The organism is Pseudomonas sp. BMW13, from assembly GCF_013357275.1.
Classification (GTDB): Bacteria; Pseudomonadota; Gammaproteobacteria; order Pseudomonadales; family Pseudomonadaceae; genus Aquipseudomonas; species Aquipseudomonas khazarica.
The window spans coordinates 209,967-226,521 of the sequence record NZ_SUKD01000002.1 but is presented as its reverse complement, the minus strand read 5'-3'; the positions used below and the strand labels follow the sequence as shown (position 1 = coordinate 226,521).

Below are 16,555 nucleotides of genomic sequence, written 5' to 3'. Positions count from 1 at the left end.
AACACCCAGAAAATGCTCGTTCAGTCCAACCAAACTGCGCTTTTCAGCCGTTTCTGCCTTGTCTTGCCCAGGTTTTTCAATGGTCTGCTAGTCGCGGTTGAGAATAGGCCGGCAGGGACGTCAGGCGTTCGTCCCACACGGCGCGGCCGAGGGTGAAATGGTAAAGGCTTTGCCAGCCGTTGTCGGCATCTCCGAGCAATTCGCGAAGAGCGTCGTCGAAATAGCAGCCAATCCCCGTCCCGGAAAGCCCCGCCGCCTCGGCCTCCAGATAGAGCAACTGGCCGATCAGGCCACATTCCCAGTAGAGCCTGGGATAACGCCAGTTGCCATTGGCAACGGCGCGCTCCACCCGCGCCAGCATGGCCAAGGCCACGCAGCCGTCGGCTGCGATGTCCTGGCCGCAACTGAGAAAGCCCGCCAGGCCACGGGCGTCGCCTTCGAGCAGGCGGTACAGCGGCAGTTCGTCATCGACCCGCTGCCACAGGTAGTCCTCGCGCAGCGGCTGCACCCCGCTGCCGCTGCGATCCAGCCAGTACAGACCGGGGGCCAGCCCCTGCACGCGATGGACGAACAGCAGCAGGTCGACCTCGCTCGGCTCGCCGGTCACGGCGAACGGCACCGGCGATTGCGCAGGCATCAGGCGGCGCAGCCAGGCCAGCAGCAACCCGGCCTGGATGCCGCTGCGCCCATCCATGCTCTGCGCACTGCGCCGACGGTGCAGGATCGGCCGCAGAGGCAGCCCCGGATTATCGCCATGCACACTGGCCGGCGCCGTGTGCCACGAGGCGCGCGGACGCGCCGGTGCCCGGCAGAGTCCCTGCACCCGCTGCAATTCGGGCCAGTGGCGGTAGTCGCGTGACAGGCGATTGGGCGTGCCGCAACGCTGCAGGTGCGCCAGCGCGCTCAGCAAGGCCTCGGGCAGGGCGAACTCCCGCGTCTGCGCCGGGCCGATCCACAACAGGCAATCGCCGTGCTCGGCCTCGTGAAAGCCTTCGTCATCCAGCCCCAGCAGCGCATCCAGGTGCGCTTCGGCCACGCCATGCAGCAGGCGCACCTGCCAGCCCTGCACGCTGGCGGCGATGGCCAGCGCGGCCAGGGCATGGCCGAGATCATGCTGGCAGTAGCGATAGGCGCGCTCGCCATACTTCCAGGCCTCGCGCCAGGCGATGCTGCTCAGGCCGAGGAGCAAGCCGCCGGCTGGCAGGCTGCCGGCCAGTTGCTCGGCAACCGCCGCTGGCAGCTCGCTGCGCACCTCCAGCGCGTGCTGGTCGGGCGCGTAGTGCGCCAGCACAGCGTGCGCCTCGACGGCACCAGCCGGCAGCAGCAGGTAGGCCTCGGTCGGGTGCAGGTTGCCGGATGAGGGGTTGACCCGCAGCGCCCAGCGATTGCCGCCGGCCTCCTTCCAGGCGGAAATGGCCAGGCTGTCATACAGCAGCTGCGAGACGCTGGCGCGATCCAGCGGCGCGGGCGGCGCCTGCACGCCGGCGAATGCCAGGTCGTACGCCGGGCTCTCCTCCAGCGGACGGTGGTACAGCGCGATCAGCCGGGCACCGTCATAGCGGCGAAACGGCGCCGGCTGGGTGGCCCAGTCCAGCTGTCCCGGACCGGGTGCGAAACGCTCCGGGGCATGCTTGCTGAGCTGGTGATAGGCGAGCACATCGTTCATCGCTGCGCCTCCCACTGCGCACGGCGGATGCGATAGAGCACATGGGGCTGCAGCGGGTGGCCATCCGGCAGCTTCGGATGGAGGAAGTCACCGGCCTCGTCACGCTGCATGCCGATCGTGCGCATCACCGCCTGCGACGGCAGATTGGCCGGCACGGTAAAGCTCACCACCTGGTCCAGCCCCAGCTGTTCGAAGGCCACGGCCAGCGCGGCACAGGCCGCCTCGCGGGCATAACCCTGGCGCCAGTGCGCCCGCGCCAGGCGCCAGCCGATCTCGACGGCTGGCACGAACGGCGCGGCGAAGCTGACCCGCGCCAGGCCGGTGACGCCGATCAGCTCCCCGCTGTCACGCCGCTGCAGCGCCCAGAAGCCGAACCCATGCTCATCGAGGTGCTCACGCATGCGCGCCAGCATCTGGGCGCTCTGCTCGGCATCCAGCGGCGAAGGGAAATGGCGCATCACCTCGGCATCGGCATTGAGCGCGGCCAGCGCCGGCAGGTCACTGTCGCGCCAGGCGCGCAGCAACAGGCGTTCGGTAGCGGTTTCGATCAGGGGCATGACAGTTTCTCGATTGGCGGCGAGCAGATAGCGTCGACTCGCTGGACACTCATTGTATGCCGCCTGGATCACGCCCTTCGCGCCAGGCATCGTCTGCCCATGGAGAAATGCCGCCGGCGCGATCGCCTGGCGGCAGCGTCGCCGACAGTCCCCAGCGCAGTCCCTCGCCCTGCGGCCGCCGCACCTGCTGCATATCGTGGCGATGCGGTTCTGCGTGGCGTGACGACTTTCTCGCACAGATTGAAAGAGGTTCAACGCGGCCCGTCTTTTTCGCCTTTGCCGATAAAGCCAGACTGGGCCTCACTGCCTGCCGGCTTCAGGGCGCACATTCGTCGCCATCGATCAGCGGGGCAGCCGCAACGACGGATAACGCTCGTGTAGCGCATTCGCCTGTCCCAGCGCACCACAGGAAACCTGTAATGACCTCTCTTTCTCGCCCCATCCGCCGGGCCGCCAGCGCCTCCCTGCTGGCCCTTTCCATAGCCTTCGTCAACTCGGCCCTTGCCGCCCAGGTCGGCGATCTGGAAGTGGTCGCCGAACTGCCGATCCGCCCCGGCAACGTCGCCCCCAGCGCGGACGACCGGGTGTTTGCCACGGTCCATCCCCTGGGCGCGCCGGCTGCCGCTCAACTGATCGAAATCACCGGCCGCGACAGCTACAAGCCCTGGCCCAGCAGCACGCTGCAACGCGGTACCGCCGCTGCCAACGATGCGCAGATCGATACGCCGCTGGGCATCGCCATCGATGGCAAGAACCGCCTGTGGATAACGGACATGGGCCTGAACCTGGGCAAGACACGTCTGTGGGGCTTCGATGTCGCCACGGGCAACGAGCTGTATCGCATCGAACTGCCCGCCGATGTCGCCCCCAAAGGCAGCTTCATCCAGGACCTGGCCGTCGACGACGACGCTGGCTGGATCTACCTGGCGGACATCGCCAACCCCGGCCTGATCGCCGTCGAAATCAGCAGCGGCAAGGCGCGGCGCTTCAGCGGCCATGCCGCGCTGCAGGCCGAGCCCGACGCCAGGATGGTCATCGGCGGCGTGCCGATCCAGTTCCAGGGCAAGCCCGCCAACGTGGCGGTCAACCCGATCACCCTGTCGGCCGACCACGCCACCCTGTACTTCGGCGCCATGAACGGCAAGACCTGGTACTCGCTGCCCAGCGAGCTGCTGCGTGACGGCGCCAGCGACGAGCAGATCGCGGCGGCCATCCAGCGTGTCGGTGCCAAGCCCGTTTCCGATGGCGCCGCCACCGACGCCAAGGGCCGGCACTTCTTCACCAACCTCAACGACAATGGCATCGACCGGCTCGATAGCGATGGCACGCTCGAGCCACTGGTGCGCGACGCGCGACTGGACTGGCCGGACAGCGTGCATGTGGGTCACGACGGCTGGCTGTACATCTCGGTCAATCAGCTGTACAGAACCCCGGCCTTCACCGGTGGCAGCGATAGCGGCAAACCGCCGTATCGCGTGATGCGCGTGTGGCCGGGGAAATAAGCCGCCGCCGAATCATCCATGCCCTGGCAGCGGTCATCCGCAGCCGCTGTCGAACAGGGGCATGGCGATTGCCTCGATTGGCTGCGACCATATGCCATCGATTCGACGAGCACTGAGCCTATGCCGCTGCCGCTGGTCTACCACGAGGACTACAGCCCGCCCTTCCCGGCCGGGCACCGCTTCCCCATGGAGAAATTCCGCCTGCTGCGCGATCACCTGGTCGCCAGCGGCCTGACCACGGATGCCGAGCTGCTGCGCCCCGAGCTGTGCCCGGCGGAGATCCTGGCCCTGGTGCACTGCCCGGACTACATCGCCCGCTACATGGCCGGCGAGCTGGCGCCGGAGGATCAGCGCCGCCTCGGCCTGCCCTGGAGCGACGCCCTGGCGCGGCGTACCGTGCGCGCCGTGGGCGGCTCGCTGCTGACCGCCGAACTGGCGCTGCGGCATGGCCTGGCCTGCCACCTGGCCGGTGGCACGCACCACGCGCACTACGACTTCCCCTCGGGCTTCTGCATCTTCAACGACCTGGCGGTGATCGCCCGCTACCTGCTCGCGGCAGGACGCGTGCAGCGAGTGCTGATCTTCGACTGCGACGTGCATCAGGGCGACGGCACCGCGCGCCTGCTGGAAGACGAGCCGGAGGCGATCACCGTGTCCCTGCACTGCGAGCAGAACTTCCCGGCGCGCAAGGCACGCAGCGACTGGGACATCCCCCTGCCGCGCGGCATGGGCGACACCGACTACCTCAAGGTGGTCGACGACACGCTCAACTACCTGCTGCCGATCTACCAGCCGGACCTGGTGCTCTACGACGCCGGTGTCGACGTGCACAAGGACGACGCCCTGGGCTACCTGCACCTTACCGACGCCGGCCTGGCGGCCCGTGACGAAGCCGTGCTGGATCATTGCCTGGGCCGTGACATCCCGGTGCTGGGGGTGATCGGCGGCGGCTACTCGAAGGACCTGCCCGCCCTCGCCCGCCGCCATGGCGTCCTCCACCACAGCGCGGCACGGGTGTGGGCCTCGCGCGGGCTGGGCTGAGCGACAAACGCGAACAGCGCTATCGATTCGGCCATGGCATCGGCATAATCCGCCGTTGCCCTCAAGGAGAAAACCTCATGGAAGATTCATTCGCGCTGAACAAGGCCAACTGGAACGACCGCGCCGCCCTGCATGCGGCCTCCCCCGAGTACCAGGCGCAGCAGTTCATCGACACGGCCGAGCACCTGTCCGACGTGGTGCGCTTCGACCGTCCTCGCCTCGGCGATATCAGCGGGCTGCAGGTGGTTCACCTGCAATGCCACATCGGCACCGACACCCTGTCACTGGCGCGCCTGGGCGCCGAGCTTACCGGCCTGGATTTTTCCGATGCGTCGCTGGCGCAGGCACGGCAGTTGGCCAGTGCCTGCAACCAACCTATCCGCTTCGTCGAGGCCCCGGTCTACGACGCCGCGCAGGTGCTCGGCGAGCAGCGCTACGACCTGGTCTACACGGGCATCGGCGCGCTCAACTGGCTGCCGCGCATCGACGACTGGGCCGCCAACGTGGCCGCGCTGCTCAAGCCGGGTGGGCGACTCTTCCTGCGCGAGGCGCACCCCGTTCTGCTGAGCCTCGACGAGACCTGCGAAGGTGAGTTGCGCATCGTCCATCCGTACTTCGAACACCGTGAGCCGCTGGTCTGGGACGACGCGCAGACCTATGTGCAGACCACGGCGCCGCTGACGGCGACCGTGACCCACGAGTGGAACCACGGCCTGGGCGAGATCATCTCGGCCCTGCTGCGCCACGGCATGCTGCTGAGCGCACTGCAAGAGCACGACAGTGTGCCCTGGGAGGCGTTGCCAGGGCAGATGGTGCGCGGCGCCGACGGCGAGTGGCGCCTGCAGACGCGGCCGGAGCGCCTGCCGCTGAGCTACACGCTGCAGGCGGTGAAACGCCCCTGACCACGCTGTCCTCCCGCGTGCATCAGGGCGCCAGCACCTTGTCCAGCGCCTGTTCCAGGGTTGCCACGCTGCGCTCGACGTTGCCCAGCTTGTCCAGCCCGAACAGGCCCAGGCGGAAGGTCTGGAAGTCCGCCGGCTCGTCGCATTGCAGCGGCACGCCCGCGGCGATCTGCAGGCCGACGGCAGCGAACTTGGCGCCGTTCTTGATCTGCGCATCGTCGGTGTAGCAGACCACCACGCCGGGCGCCTCGAAGCCCTTGGCCGCGACACTCTTGAAACCACGCCCGGCGAGCATGGCGCGCACGCGGTCACCGAGTGCCTGTTGCTGCTCGCGCACGCTGGCGAAACCGATGGCCTTGGCCTCCAGCATGGCATCACGAAAACGCGCCAGGGCGTCGCTGGGCATGGTGGCGTGGTAGGCGTGGCCGCCCTGCTCGTAGGCCTGCATGATCTGCAGCCACTTCTTCAGGTCACAGGCGAAACTCGTGCTCTGGGTGGCCTCGACGCGCGCCTGGGCGGCCTCGCTGAGCATCACCAGGGCGCAGCACGGCGACGCGCTCCAGCCCTTCTGCGGGGCGCTGATCAGCACATCGATGCCGCAGGCCTGCATGTCCACCCAGAGGGTGCCGGAGGCGATGCAGTCGAGCACGAACAGGCCGCCGACGGCGTGCACGGCGTCACTCACCGCGCGCAGGTAGTCGTCCGGCAGGATCATCCCCGAGGAGGTTTCCACGTGCGGGGCGAACACCACCTGCGGTTTCTCCGCGGCGATGGTCGCCAGCACCTCGTCCAGCGGCGCCGGGGCGAAGGCGGCCTGCGGGCCGTCGGCAACCGGGCGCGCCTTGAGCACCAGCGCCTCGGCGGGAATGCGGCCCATGTCGAAGATCTGCGTCCAGCGGTAGCTGAACCAGCCATTGCGCAGCACCAGGCACTTCTGCTCCGTCGCCAGCTGTCGCGCCACGGCCTCCATGCCGAAGGTGCCACTGCCGGGCACCACCGCCACCGCATGCGCGTTGTAGACCTGCTTCAGGGTGCTGGAGATGTCGCGCATCACGCCCTGGAACGACTGCGACATGTGGTTCAGCGAGCGGTCGGTGTAGACCACCGAATATTCGATCAGGCCATCGGGATCGATGTCGGGGCAGATATGGGACATAACGGACTCCAGCCGAAAAGGTTCGAGCAGAACCTGCCCTAAGCCCGGGCAAATGACAAGGCCGGGGAGCTCTCGGGTAGAATGCGCAGCCACCTGCCGATCGTCCTTGTGCCATGACCACCGCCATTGCTCCCACCGCTCACCACGTCGCCATCATCGGCGGCGGCCCTGCCGGGCTGATGGCCGCCGAAGTGCTGGCCCAGGGCGGCGTGCGCGTGGAGCTGTTCGACGCCATGCCCTCGGTGGGGCGCAAGTTCCTCCTGGCCGGCGTCGGTGGCATGAACATCACCCATTCCGAGCCCAGGGACGCCTTCATCGGCCGTTACGGCGAGCGCCAGGCCGAGGTCGCGACGCTGCTCGCCGACTTCGACGCCGACGCCCTGCGCGAGTGGATTCACGGCCTGGGCATCGACACCTTCGTCGGCACCTCCGGCCGCGTGTTCCCCTGCGACATGAAGGCGGCGCCGCTGCTGCGGGCCTGGCTGCGGCGCCTGCGCGAGCTGGGCGTGAGCATCCATACGCGCAGCCGCTGGCTGGGCTGGAACGAAGACGGCAGCCTGCGCATAGCCGGAGCGGATGGCGAGCGCGCGCTGGCCGCCGATGCCTGCCTGCTCGCCCTCGGCGGCGGCAGCTGGGCACGCCTGGGTTCCGACGGCGCCTGGACCCGCCTGCTGCAGGCGCGCGGCATCGAGGTGGCGGCACTCAAGCCGAGCAATTGCGGTTTCGAGGTCGCGGCCTGGAGCGAGCACCTGCGGACCCGCTTCGCCGGCGCGCCGCTGAAGAACGTCGCCCTCGGCCTGAGCGGCGAAGACGCGCGCATCGGTGAGTTCGTGCTCACCGCCGGTGGCATCGAGGGCAGCCTGGTGTATGCCTTCTCCGCCGCGATCCGCCGCGCCATCGAAACCGACGGCCAGGCCGTGGTCCACCTCGACCTGCTGCCGCAGATGCCCCTGGCCAGGCTGCAACAGGCGCTGGGCAAGCCCCGCGGCAAGCATTCCATGGCCAAGCACCTGCACCGCCAGGCCGGGCTGGATGGCGTCAAGGCCGCGCTGCTGCGTGAGCTGGCGCCCGCCGCCGCCTTCGCGGAGCCCGCCGCGTTGGCGCCGTGGATCAAGGCGTTGCCGATCACCCTGCTGCGCACCCGACCGCTGGACGAGGCGATCAGCAGCGCCGGTGGCGTGCCGTTCGAGGTACTGGACGCCGGCCTGATGCTCAAGGCCCTGCCCGGCGTGTTCTGCGCCGGTGAGATGCTCGACTGGGAAGCCCCCACCGGCGGCTACCTGCTCACTGCCTGCTTCGCCAGCGGCCGGGTGGCCGCGCACGGCCTGCTGAACTGGCTGAAACCCTAGGGCAGGTCCCTGCCGGGCGGCGGGTTGCACCCGCCCTACGCACGCCGGCGAGCGAATTCGCCCGTCAAGCTGGCAATGCCGGGGCATGCGCAACGGCATGCGTCTATGCTGAGTGTCAGCGCTCCCCACACAGGTAATCCCCCGCCGTGATCCCTTTGCTGGTCTGCGACGACTCCAACATGGCGCGCAAGCAGCTGATCCGCGCCCTGCCGGCGGAATGGCCGGTCACCCTCAGCCAGGCCGCCAATGGCGAGGAAGCCCTGGCGCTGATCCGTCAGGGCCAGGGGCAGGTCATGCTGCTCGACCTGACCATGCCCGTGCTCGATGGCTACCAGACGCTGGCGGCGCTGCGGGCCGAAGGCCTGAGCAGCCAGGTCATCGTGGTGTCCGGCGACGTGCAGGAAGAGGCGCTGCGCCGCGTCCGCGAGCTGGGCGCCCTGGCCTTCATCAAGAAGCCTGCCGACCCCGCGATCCTGCGCCAGACGCTGATCGAGCTGGGCCTGTTCGACCCTCGCGGCAGTGCGACGGCGCAGGCCCAGGCGGCGGCCCTGTCGGAGCTGAAAGTCAGCTTCCGCGACGCCCTGCGCGAGGTGAGCAACGTCGCCATGGGCCGCGCCGCGGCCCTGCTGGCCAAGGTGCTCGGGGTGTTCGTGCAGCTGCCAGTGCCGCAGGTGAACATCTTCGAGGTCAGCGAACTGCACATGACCCTGCTCGACGCCCAGCGCGGCGAACGCTTCAGCGCCATCTGCCAGGGCTTCATCGGCGAGGCGATCGCCGGCGAGGCGCTGCTGCTGTTCCATGATTCGGAAGTGGACGACATGGCGCGCCTGCTCGGCTGGCAGCCGGAGAACGAGGCGCAGACCTCGGAGATGCTGCTGGACCTGGCCAGCATCCTGACCGGTGCCTGCCTCGCCGGCATCGCCGAACAGCTCGACCTGCGCTTCTCCCAGGGCCATCCGCAACTGCTCGGCCAGCACGCCAGCCTCGACCAGCTCATCCAGATCAACCGCCAGCGCTGGCGCAAGACCCTGGCCGTGGAAATCAGCTACAGCCTGGAGGGCCATGCCATCCATTTCGACCTGCTGCTGTTGTTCACCGAAGACTCGATCAAACGCCTGACCGGCAAGATCGGCTACCTGATGGAGTGAAGCGATGCCTGCGCAGATCGATATCAAGGAAGTTCACTGGCTGCTCGACATCGTGCAGTGCATCGACGTCGGCGTGGTGGTGCTCGACCGCCAGTACCATGTGGAGGTGTGGAACGCCTTCATGGAGAACCACTCCGGGCTGGGGCCGGACCAGGTGCAGGGGCGCTCGCTGTTCGAGCTGTTCCCCGACATCGACCGCGCCTGGCTGGAGCGCAAGGTGGAAAGCGTGGTGCAGCTCGGCACCCGCGCCTTCAGCCTGTGGCAGCAACGCCCCTACCTGATGCGTTTCAAGAGCTACCAGCCGATCACCGGCCAGGCCGACTTCATGTACCAGAACGTCACCGTGCTGCCGTTGGCCGGACAGCCGGTGGAGCATGTGTGCCTGGTGATCTACGACATGACCGCAGCGGCCGTGGCGGCCCAGGCGCAAGCCAGCCCTGCCCAGCCCGGGTAGAATGCAGCCAGGCCTGGCCCGCCAGCGGCGCACAGGCTTCGCCTCGCCCGCCCCTCACCCACGCGAAGAGACTGGCATGCTACGCAGCGTCGAACTGAAGACCTTCGTCCCGGCACGGGACTTCGCCCTCAGCCTGGACTTCTACCAGGCCCTGGGCTTTCGGCTGGCCTGGTCGGACGAGCAGATGGCCTACTTCAGCCATGGCGACCACTGTGCCTTCCTGCTGCAGAACTTCTACGTGAAGGAACAGGCGGAGAATTTCGTCATGCATCTGCTGGTGGAGGACGTCGATGCCTGGTGGCAACAGATCCAGGCCGCGCGTCTGGACACCCGTTTCGACACGCGACTGATTGCGCCGCAGGACCAGCCCTGGGGCATCCGCGAGTTCATGCTCTTCGACCCCAGCGGCGTGCTCTGGCGCATCGGCCAGAACATCTGAGCGGCATTGCGCTTCAGCCGCGGGTGCTTCCCGCGGATGTCAGCCGGGCTACGTCGAGCGCTACTTCTTGCCGCCTTTGGACTTGCTGCCGAAGCTCGGCACCTTGCGCACGGCCTTGGCCTTCGGCTTGGCGTCTTCTTCCTCGAACCAGCGGCCGAGGTGGATATTGCCCTTGCCGCCGCTCTTGGCCGCGCCGCCCGCACCGGGGATCAGCTTCTGCTTGGGCTTCTTCGGCTTCTTCAGCACCTGGCCGTCGATGGTGGTCTGCGGCACCCGGTGGTCGGGGATGAAATCCGCCTCCTCGCGACGCGGCAGCACCTGGCGGATCAGCCGTTCGATGGCGGCGAGCAGCTCCACCTCGTCGGCGCATACCAGGGAAATGGCTTCGCCGCTGCTGCCGGCGCGGCCGGTACGGCCGATGCGGTGCACGTAATCCTCGGCATTGATCGGCAGGTCGAGGTTGACCACCAGCGGCAGGTCATCGATATCCAGGCCCCGTGCGGCCACGTCGGTGGCCACCAGAATCTGCACCTCGCCGGCCTTGAAGCGCTCCAGTGCGCGCAGGCGGCTCGGTTGCGGCTTGTCACCATGGATCGAGTCGGCCGCCACGCCCATGGCCAGCAGCTCCTGCTCCAGCTGATCGACCCCCTTGCGGGTCTTGGCGAACACCAGCACCTGGCCCCAGCGCTTCTGCTCGAGCAGGTGCAGGAACAGCTCGCTCTTGCGCTTCTTGTCCACCGGGATCAACCACTGCTTGACGCTCTTGGCCGCGGCGTTGCGCGGGCTGACTTCCACCGACAGCGGGTCGCGCAGCAGCTCGCCGGCCATCTGCCGGATGGCGTCGGAGAAGGTGGCGGAGAACAGCAAGGTCTGGCGCTTCTTCGGCAGCGCGCTGAACAGTTCGTCCAGCTCGCGGGCGAAGCCGAGGTCGAGCATGCGGTCGGCCTCATCCAGCACCAGGGTCTGCAACTGGGTGAATTTCAGCGCGTTCTGCCGGTACAGGTCGAGCAGTCGCCCCGGCGTGGCCACCAGCACATCGACGCCCTTGCGCAGCTTCATCATCTGCGGGTTGATGCTGACCCCGCCGTACACCGCATAGCTGCTCAGCGGCAGATGCTGGCCGTAGGCCTGGAAGCTCTGCAGCACCTGCTCGGCCAGCTCGCGAGTCGGCGTCAGCACCAGTGCGCGCACCGAGTTGCTGGCCACCTGCGGGCCCTCCAGGGTCAGGCGCTGCAGCAACGGCAGGGCGAAGCCGGCGGTCTTGCCGGTGCCGGTCTGCGCCGCCGCCATCAGGTCGCGCCCCTTGAGCACGGCGGGAATGGCCTGGCTCTGCACCGGCGTCGGGGTCTGGTAGTCGAGTTCGGTGAGGGTACGCAGCAGCGGCTCGATCAAACCGAGGGAGGCGAAGGTCATGGGGCAACCAGCGAGGCAATGGGAACAGGCGCGCAGTTTACCCTGTCCCCCACCCGTGGAGCGCTCTCCGCCATGAAAAAGCTCGCCGCTGCAGCGCCCAGTCGCGCCGCAGGCAGTGGCAAGGGCGTCCGTTCGCCGTGACGGCACGCATGGATGCAGAGGGTACGCCCTCACGTAGCCCGGATGAAATCCGCGGCATGGCCGCCGTCGCCCCGGATTGCATCCGGGCTACCACCCCGCAAGGGCGACTTCAGTCGCGAAATTCCTTCGGCGCAGCACTCAGCAATGAAGCCGCTCCTGCAGATACGAGGCAAGCTCAGCTGGCAGTCGCCAGCAGCGTGCGCACCTTGGCTGCCGACAGGCTCTGCAGCTGGCAGAGGAAGGCATGATCGGCCTGGTGCCGGCCATGCCGGTCACGCAGCAGGTCGAACAGGTGCAGGGTCAGGTTGGCGGCCATCTCGGCATCGGCCAGGGCCCGGTGGGCACGTCCGGTATCCGGCAGGCCGGCCCAGCTGTTGAGGTTGCCCAGCTTGTGGCTCGGCGCCTCCGGCAGCAGGCGCCGCGAAAGCAGCAGCGAACAGGCGAACGGCTGCGCGCGCCGCCGGCTCACACGGGCCAGCTCGGCATCCCAGAACTTCTGGTCGAAGGCCGCGTTATGCGCCAGCAGCGGCCGCTCGCCGATGAAGTCGGCCACCTCGTTCATCACCTGCTCGGAAGGCGGCGCCTGGCGCAGCATGGCATTGCTGATGCCGGTGAGCTGCTCGATGAAGGGCGGCACCCAGGCGCCGCTGTACATCAGGCTCTGATAGCGGTCGACGATGCGCCCGTCCTCGATGATCGCCACGCCAATCTCGGTGGCACGCGCCTGGGCAGGTGAAACCCCGGTGGTTTCGAAGTCGATGACAGCAATGGATTCCAACGTGAGACCTCAGTGATTGCGCAACAACAGATCGCCCTCGATGGGCACGTACAGGCTGGCCGCTCGGATCAGCGATTGCGCGGTCAGCCCCGGGACACCGAAGGCGATGGCGGCGACGCCCTGGCTGCGCACGCGTTCGAGCAGCAGGTCGAAGTCGCCGTCCCCCGAGGCCAGGACCACTTCGTCGACCCGCGAGGCGGCGTCGAGCACATCGATGGTGATGCCCACGTCCCAGTCGCCCTTGGCCGAGCCGTCGCTGCGCTGGATGTAGGGCTTGAGCTTCACGGTGAAACCGAGCTTGCGCAGGATCTGCTGAAACTGCTGCTGCTTGGCATCGCCACGGTCGATGGCATAGGCATAGGCCTCGACGATCACGCCACGGCGGCTGACCTCGGCCCACAGCACGCTGTAGTCGAAATGGCAGCCGTACACCTGGCGCACCGTGTAATAGAGGTTCTGCACATCGGCGAATACGGCGATCTTCTTCACCGGGAGTCCTCGTACGGGCAACGAAGGCGCCAGTATGCCAGAGCCGACCGCCCGACGCGCCGGGGACTGGCCGGAGCACCGCTCCTGCCCCTATCCTTGACGCATGACACCGCTAGAAAGCCTCTGCCAACGCAACCTCGACCTGCTGCGACGCCTGGACATTGCTCATCGCCTGGTCGAGCACGAAGCCGTTCTCGACTACCCCACCGCCCACGCCGTGCGCCAGCGTTTCGCGCTGCGCGGGGTGGAGAGCAAGAGCCTGTTCCTGCGCGTCGCCAGTCAGCGGCATGCCATGCTGGTCAGCGTCGAAGGGGCGCGTGCCGACTGGGCACGGCTCAAGGCGCTGCTCGGCAGCCGCCCGCGTATCGCCAGCGACGAGGAACTGACCGCGCTCACCGGCTGCGTGCCGATGTGTGCCTGCCCGTTCGGCCACGACGCTGGCATCACCCTGCTGATCGACCGCGCCGTGCTCGCCTGCGACTTTCTGCTGTACTCGCCCGGCCCGCCCGAGCTGACCCTGGAGGTGCCAGGCAGCGAGCTGCCGCGTCTGCTCGCCGCGCTGCCCAATGCGCAACTGGAGTACCCTTGAATCCTCTGCGGCCAAGCGCCGGCGTGGCCGAACGCGGCGCGCGATGCAACCTCAACAGCCCCCTACATCTGGTAGCCTGCCGATGAATCCACTTTCCGTGCTCCGCGATGCCTGGTTCTTCTCCAGCCACAACCTGGCGGCCATCGCCCGGCTGACCCTGCCCCTGCTGGTGCTCGAGGCCATCGCCCAGGCCGTGCTGGCCGCGCAGCTCGGCGAAGACGCCAACCCGGCCTACGGGGTCCTGCTCGGCATCCTCTTCTATCCGCTGTATGCCGCGCCGCTGATCCTCTTCCTGCATGCACGCAGCAACGGGCAGACGCCGGGCAACGCCCAGCTGTTCGCCGCCGGCCTGCAGCTCTGGCCGAGCTTCGCCCTGATGACCGGCCTGAGCACGCTGGCGATCATGCTCGGCCTGTCGCTGTTCATCGTGCCGGGCATCTGGATCATGATGCGCCTGGCCTTCTCCGAGCTGATCCTGGTGCTGCGCCAGGAGCCGCCATTGCGCGCCCTGCAGAGCAGCTTCAGCATGACCGAGGGGCGCTTCTGGCCGGTATTCGCCTGCCTGGCCAACGTCCTGCTCCCGCTGTGGCTGCTCGACTGGTGGACGCAGCCGAGCCAGGCCGACACCCTGCTCTGGGTGCTGCACCAGGCGGGCAACGGCTTCCTCCAGCTGTTCGCCATCGTGGTGCTGTTCCGCCTGTTCATGCTGCTCGAACCCAGGCAACCGGCAGCATCGCAGAACAACGACTAGGCTTGCTGCTTTGCCCAAGAGGAGCACGCCATGAGCGACAGCAACCCGAGCATCCTGTCCCACATTTCCATCGGTACCAACGACTTCGACGCCGCCAGCGCCTTCTACGCCAAGGTGCTGGCGACCCTGGGCTGCCGCGAGATCATGCGCCATCCGGGAGCGGTGGCCTTCGGGCGCGAATACCCGGAGTTCTGGGTGCAGACACCGATCAACGGCCAGCCGGCCACGCTCGGCAACGGCAGCCACTTCGGCTTCGTCGCCCCGGACAAGGCCTCGGTGCACGCCTTTCACCAGGCGGCGCTGGAGGCCGGTGGTCGCGACGAAGGCCAGCCCGGGCCACGCCCGGACTATGGCGAGCCGTACTACGGTTGTTTCATCAGGGATCTCGACGGCCACAAGATCGAGGCGGCCTTCTGGGACATGGAGCTGATGCTGGCGAGCGGCGCGCAGCACGAGCATGGCTGACGACATACCCTGCTACTGGTGCGCGACCACCGGCTGATAGCGCAGGGCGGCATTGGCGACCCACCCTTCGCGCAACAGGCTCTCGAGCGCAGCCGCCAGCTGCGGCATGCGCTCCAGGCGCTGGCGCGAGAAGCCGATGTAGAGTTCGGTACGCGCCTCGGGCTGATAGGCCGCCTTGACGATGCGGCCGGCCAACCTGGGGTCGAGCAGCGCATAGTCGACCTGGCAGTCGGTACCGACCAGCGCGTCGATACGGCCACGGGTCAGCATCCCCAGCAACTGGCTTTCATTGCTGACCCCGACCTTCTTCAGCCCCTGGTCATCGTCGAATGGCTGAAAATACACCGACTCCAGCACGTAGCCGATGCGCAGCTCGTGCAGCGCCGCATAGTCCTTGAGGCGCATGGCCAGCGCCGGGCTGGCGTAGAAGCGCGGCGAGCAGGCGTAGTAGGGCGCATCCAGGTACTGGATGTAGCGTTCGCGCTCCGGCGTTCTGGCCAGGCCGGTCATCATGTCCGCCGTGCCCTGTTCGAGCGCCGCCAGGCCCCTCGCCCAGGGCGCGCGATGCACCTCGAAGCGCAGTCCGGTGCGACGTGAGAGTTCGTCGAGCAGATCGATATCCAGCCCCTGCAGCTGCCCATCCTCCTTGAGCATGCGAAACGGCGGCCAGAGATCGGTCATCACCTGCAGCGGACGAGGCTCTTCGGCCCGGCACACCACAGAGGCCAGCAGCAGGATAAGCAGCAGCCAGGCACGCATCGGACACCTCCTAGCTTCGCGGCTTCAAGCCGGAAAGCCGTGGCAACAGCACACGCTCGAACAGCCGCGGGAAGAAACGCGCCAGCACCCGCGCCCGCCAGTCGACGTTGGACAGTACCAACAGCCGCCGGCGCTTGAGCGCACCGTGATAAATGGCCTCGGCGACATCCTGCGGCGAAGCGACCTTGCCCATTGCCAGCGGTGGCTGCGCCGCCACCGAGCCGTCACCGACCAGCGCGTTCTTGCGCAGGTCGGTCGCGGTGAAGCCCGGGCATACCAGCATGACGTTGACGCCCGAACCCTTGAGTTCGAAACGCAGGGTCTCGAACAGGCCGTGCAGGGCATGCTTGCTGGCGTTGTAGGCACTGCGATAGAGCAACGGCGCGATGCCCGACAGCGAGCTGAGCACGATGATCTGCCCGCGCCGGGCGATCAGGCTGGGCAGCGCGGCCTGGGTACAGTGCAACGCGCCGAAGTAGTTCACCGCCATGACCCGCTGGAACACGTCCAGGCTGGTCTCGGCGAACGTGCTGCGGTGGGTGATGCCGGCATTGTTGACCAGCACGTCGATGCCGCCGAAGCGCTCGCAGGCCAGGGCCACGGCACGCTGCACCGCATCGGCATCGGCGACGTCACACACCAGGCCCAGCGCCTCGGCGTTGTGATGGTCGGCCAGGTGCTGCACCAGGCCATCCAGCGCCGCCTGGTGCAGGTCGAGAATCACCAGGCGCGCGCCAGCCTGCGCCAGGCGCACGGCCAGGGCGCGGCCGATGCCGGCGCAACCGCCGGTGATCAGCACCACCTTGCGATCGAAAACCTTGTTGGCGAACACCTTGCGATACATGTGCGGCTCCCGGAATCCACGCTCACCGATATCAACTGCCGCCCTTCGCCAGGGCGACCCACACAACAGTCTTTCGCATGCTACTGCAGCTCATGCCATCTGTCCCTGGGGC

18 protein-coding genes are annotated in these 16,555 nt (G+C 67.8%); 10 read left to right on the top strand and 8 right to left on the bottom strand.

Annotation, left to right across the window (positions count from 1 at the left end; translation table 11 throughout):
• Nucleotides 1-76 precede the first annotated feature (76 nt).
• Complete coding sequence (locus E4487_RS02145) at nt 77-1,666, bottom strand: nitroreductase family protein (protein ID WP_134675704.1); 1,590 nt, start codon at nt 1,664-1,666, stop codon at nt 77-79.
• Nucleotides 1,663-2,223, bottom strand: coding sequence for a GNAT family N-acetyltransferase (locus E4487_RS02140; RefSeq protein WP_175252635.1), 561 nt, complete (start codon nt 2,221-2,223; stop codon nt 1,663-1,665). The genes E4487_RS02145 and E4487_RS02140 overlap by 4 nt, the downstream gene beginning before the upstream one ends.
• 419 nt (nt 2,224-2,642) lie before the next feature.
• Here E4487_RS02140 and E4487_RS02135 point away from each other — a divergent pair, with 419 nt between their 5' ends.
• The 3 genes from E4487_RS02135 (at nt 2,643) to E4487_RS02125 (ending at nt 5,668) form a co-directional block, all read left to right on the top strand.
• Entirely contained in the window at nt 2,643-3,725 is a 1,083-nt protein-coding gene (locus tag E4487_RS02135; protein WP_052178350.1) for an L-dopachrome tautomerase-related protein, read from the top strand.
• A 120-nt stretch (nt 3,726-3,845) separates the two neighbouring features.
• Nucleotides 3,846-4,766: a histone deacetylase gene (locus tag E4487_RS02130; RefSeq protein ID WP_175252634.1), complete on the top strand. Its 921-nt coding sequence runs from the start codon at nt 3,846-3,848 to the stop codon at nt 4,764-4,766.
• Nucleotides 4,767-4,843: 77 nt separating this feature from the next.
• Complete coding sequence (locus E4487_RS02125) at nt 4,844-5,668, top strand: bifunctional 2-polyprenyl-6-hydroxyphenol methylase/3-demethylubiquinol 3-O-methyltransferase UbiG (protein ID WP_175252633.1); 825 nt, start codon at nt 4,844-4,846, stop codon at nt 5,666-5,668.
• Nucleotides 5,669-5,690: 22 nt separating this feature from the next.
• Here E4487_RS02125 and E4487_RS02120 read toward each other — a convergent pair whose 3' ends face one another.
• Nucleotides 5,691-6,824 carry an aminotransferase class V-fold PLP-dependent enzyme gene (locus E4487_RS02120; RefSeq protein ID WP_037051748.1) on the bottom strand — a complete coding sequence of 378 codons (1,134 nt, stop codon included), beginning with the start codon at nt 6,822-6,824 and terminating at the stop codon, nt 5,691-5,693.
• A gap of 113 nt (nt 6,825-6,937) precedes the next feature.
• Here E4487_RS02120 and E4487_RS02115 point away from each other — a divergent pair, with 113 nt between their 5' ends.
• The 4 genes from E4487_RS02115 to E4487_RS02100 all read left to right on the top strand — a co-directional run bounded on the left by E4487_RS02115 (nt 6,938) and on the right by E4487_RS02100 (nt 10,214).
• Nucleotides 6,938-8,173 (top strand): TIGR03862 family flavoprotein, encoded by a 1,236-nt coding sequence (locus tag E4487_RS02115; protein WP_175252632.1) that lies wholly within the window; start codon nt 6,938-6,940, stop codon nt 8,171-8,173.
• A gap of 146 nt (nt 8,174-8,319) precedes the next feature.
• Nucleotides 8,320-9,321 (top strand): response regulator, encoded by a 1,002-nt coding sequence (locus tag E4487_RS02110; protein ID WP_037051744.1) that lies wholly within the window; start codon nt 8,320-8,322, stop codon nt 9,319-9,321.
• A 4-nt stretch (nt 9,322-9,325) separates the two neighbouring features.
• Entirely contained in the window at nt 9,326-9,775 is a 450-nt protein-coding gene (locus E4487_RS02105) for a PAS domain-containing protein (RefSeq protein ID WP_037051742.1), read from the top strand.
• Nucleotides 9,776-9,851: 76 nt separating this feature from the next.
• Entirely contained in the window at nt 9,852-10,214 is a 363-nt protein-coding gene (locus tag E4487_RS02100) for a VOC family protein (RefSeq protein ID WP_037051740.1), read from the top strand.
• A gap of 60 nt (nt 10,215-10,274) precedes the next feature.
• Here E4487_RS02100 and E4487_RS02095 read toward each other — a convergent pair whose 3' ends face one another.
• The 3 genes from E4487_RS02095 to E4487_RS02085 all read right to left on the bottom strand — a co-directional run bounded on the left by E4487_RS02095 (nt 10,275) and on the right by E4487_RS02085 (nt 13,035).
• Nucleotides 10,275-11,627, bottom strand: coding sequence for a DEAD/DEAH box helicase (locus E4487_RS02095; protein ID WP_175252631.1), 1,353 nt, complete (start codon nt 11,625-11,627; stop codon nt 10,275-10,277).
• Between the two features lie 316 nt (nt 11,628-11,943).
• Nucleotides 11,944-12,546 (bottom strand): PolC-type DNA polymerase III, encoded by a 603-nt coding sequence (locus E4487_RS02090; protein WP_037051736.1) that lies wholly within the window; start codon nt 12,544-12,546, stop codon nt 11,944-11,946.
• 9 nt (nt 12,547-12,555) lie between these two features.
• Complete coding sequence (locus E4487_RS02085) at nt 12,556-13,035, bottom strand: NYN domain-containing protein (RefSeq protein ID WP_037051733.1); 480 nt, start codon at nt 13,033-13,035, stop codon at nt 12,556-12,558.
• A gap of 103 nt (nt 13,036-13,138) precedes the next feature.
• Here E4487_RS02085 and E4487_RS02080 point away from each other — a divergent pair, with 103 nt between their 5' ends.
• From E4487_RS02080 to E4487_RS02070, 3 genes are all read left to right on the top strand, one after another.
• Nucleotides 13,139-13,624, top strand: coding sequence for a YbaK/EbsC family protein (locus E4487_RS02080; RefSeq protein WP_134675711.1), 486 nt, complete (start codon nt 13,139-13,141; stop codon nt 13,622-13,624).
• A gap of 82 nt (nt 13,625-13,706) precedes the next feature.
• On the top strand, nt 13,707-14,375 hold the full coding sequence (locus tag E4487_RS02075; RefSeq protein ID WP_150606575.1) for a YciC family protein: 669 nt from the start codon (nt 13,707-13,709) through the stop codon (nt 14,373-14,375).
• 30 nt (nt 14,376-14,405) lie between these two features.
• Nucleotides 14,406-14,840, top strand: coding sequence for a VOC family protein (locus E4487_RS02070; protein ID WP_037051723.1), 435 nt, complete (start codon nt 14,406-14,408; stop codon nt 14,838-14,840).
• 12 nt (nt 14,841-14,852) lie between these two features.
• On the opposite strand, the gene E4487_RS02065 is transcribed toward E4487_RS02070, so the two are convergent.
• Together E4487_RS02065 and E4487_RS02060 are read right to left on the bottom strand one after the other, a co-directional pair.
• Complete coding sequence (locus E4487_RS02065) at nt 14,853-15,599, bottom strand: ABC transporter substrate-binding protein (protein ID WP_037051718.1); 747 nt, start codon at nt 15,597-15,599, stop codon at nt 14,853-14,855.
• Between the two features lie 10 nt (nt 15,600-15,609).
• Entirely contained in the window at nt 15,610-16,443 is an 834-nt protein-coding gene (locus E4487_RS02060; protein ID WP_037051716.1) for an SDR family oxidoreductase, read from the bottom strand.
• Nucleotides 16,444-16,555: the final 112 nt, after the last annotated feature.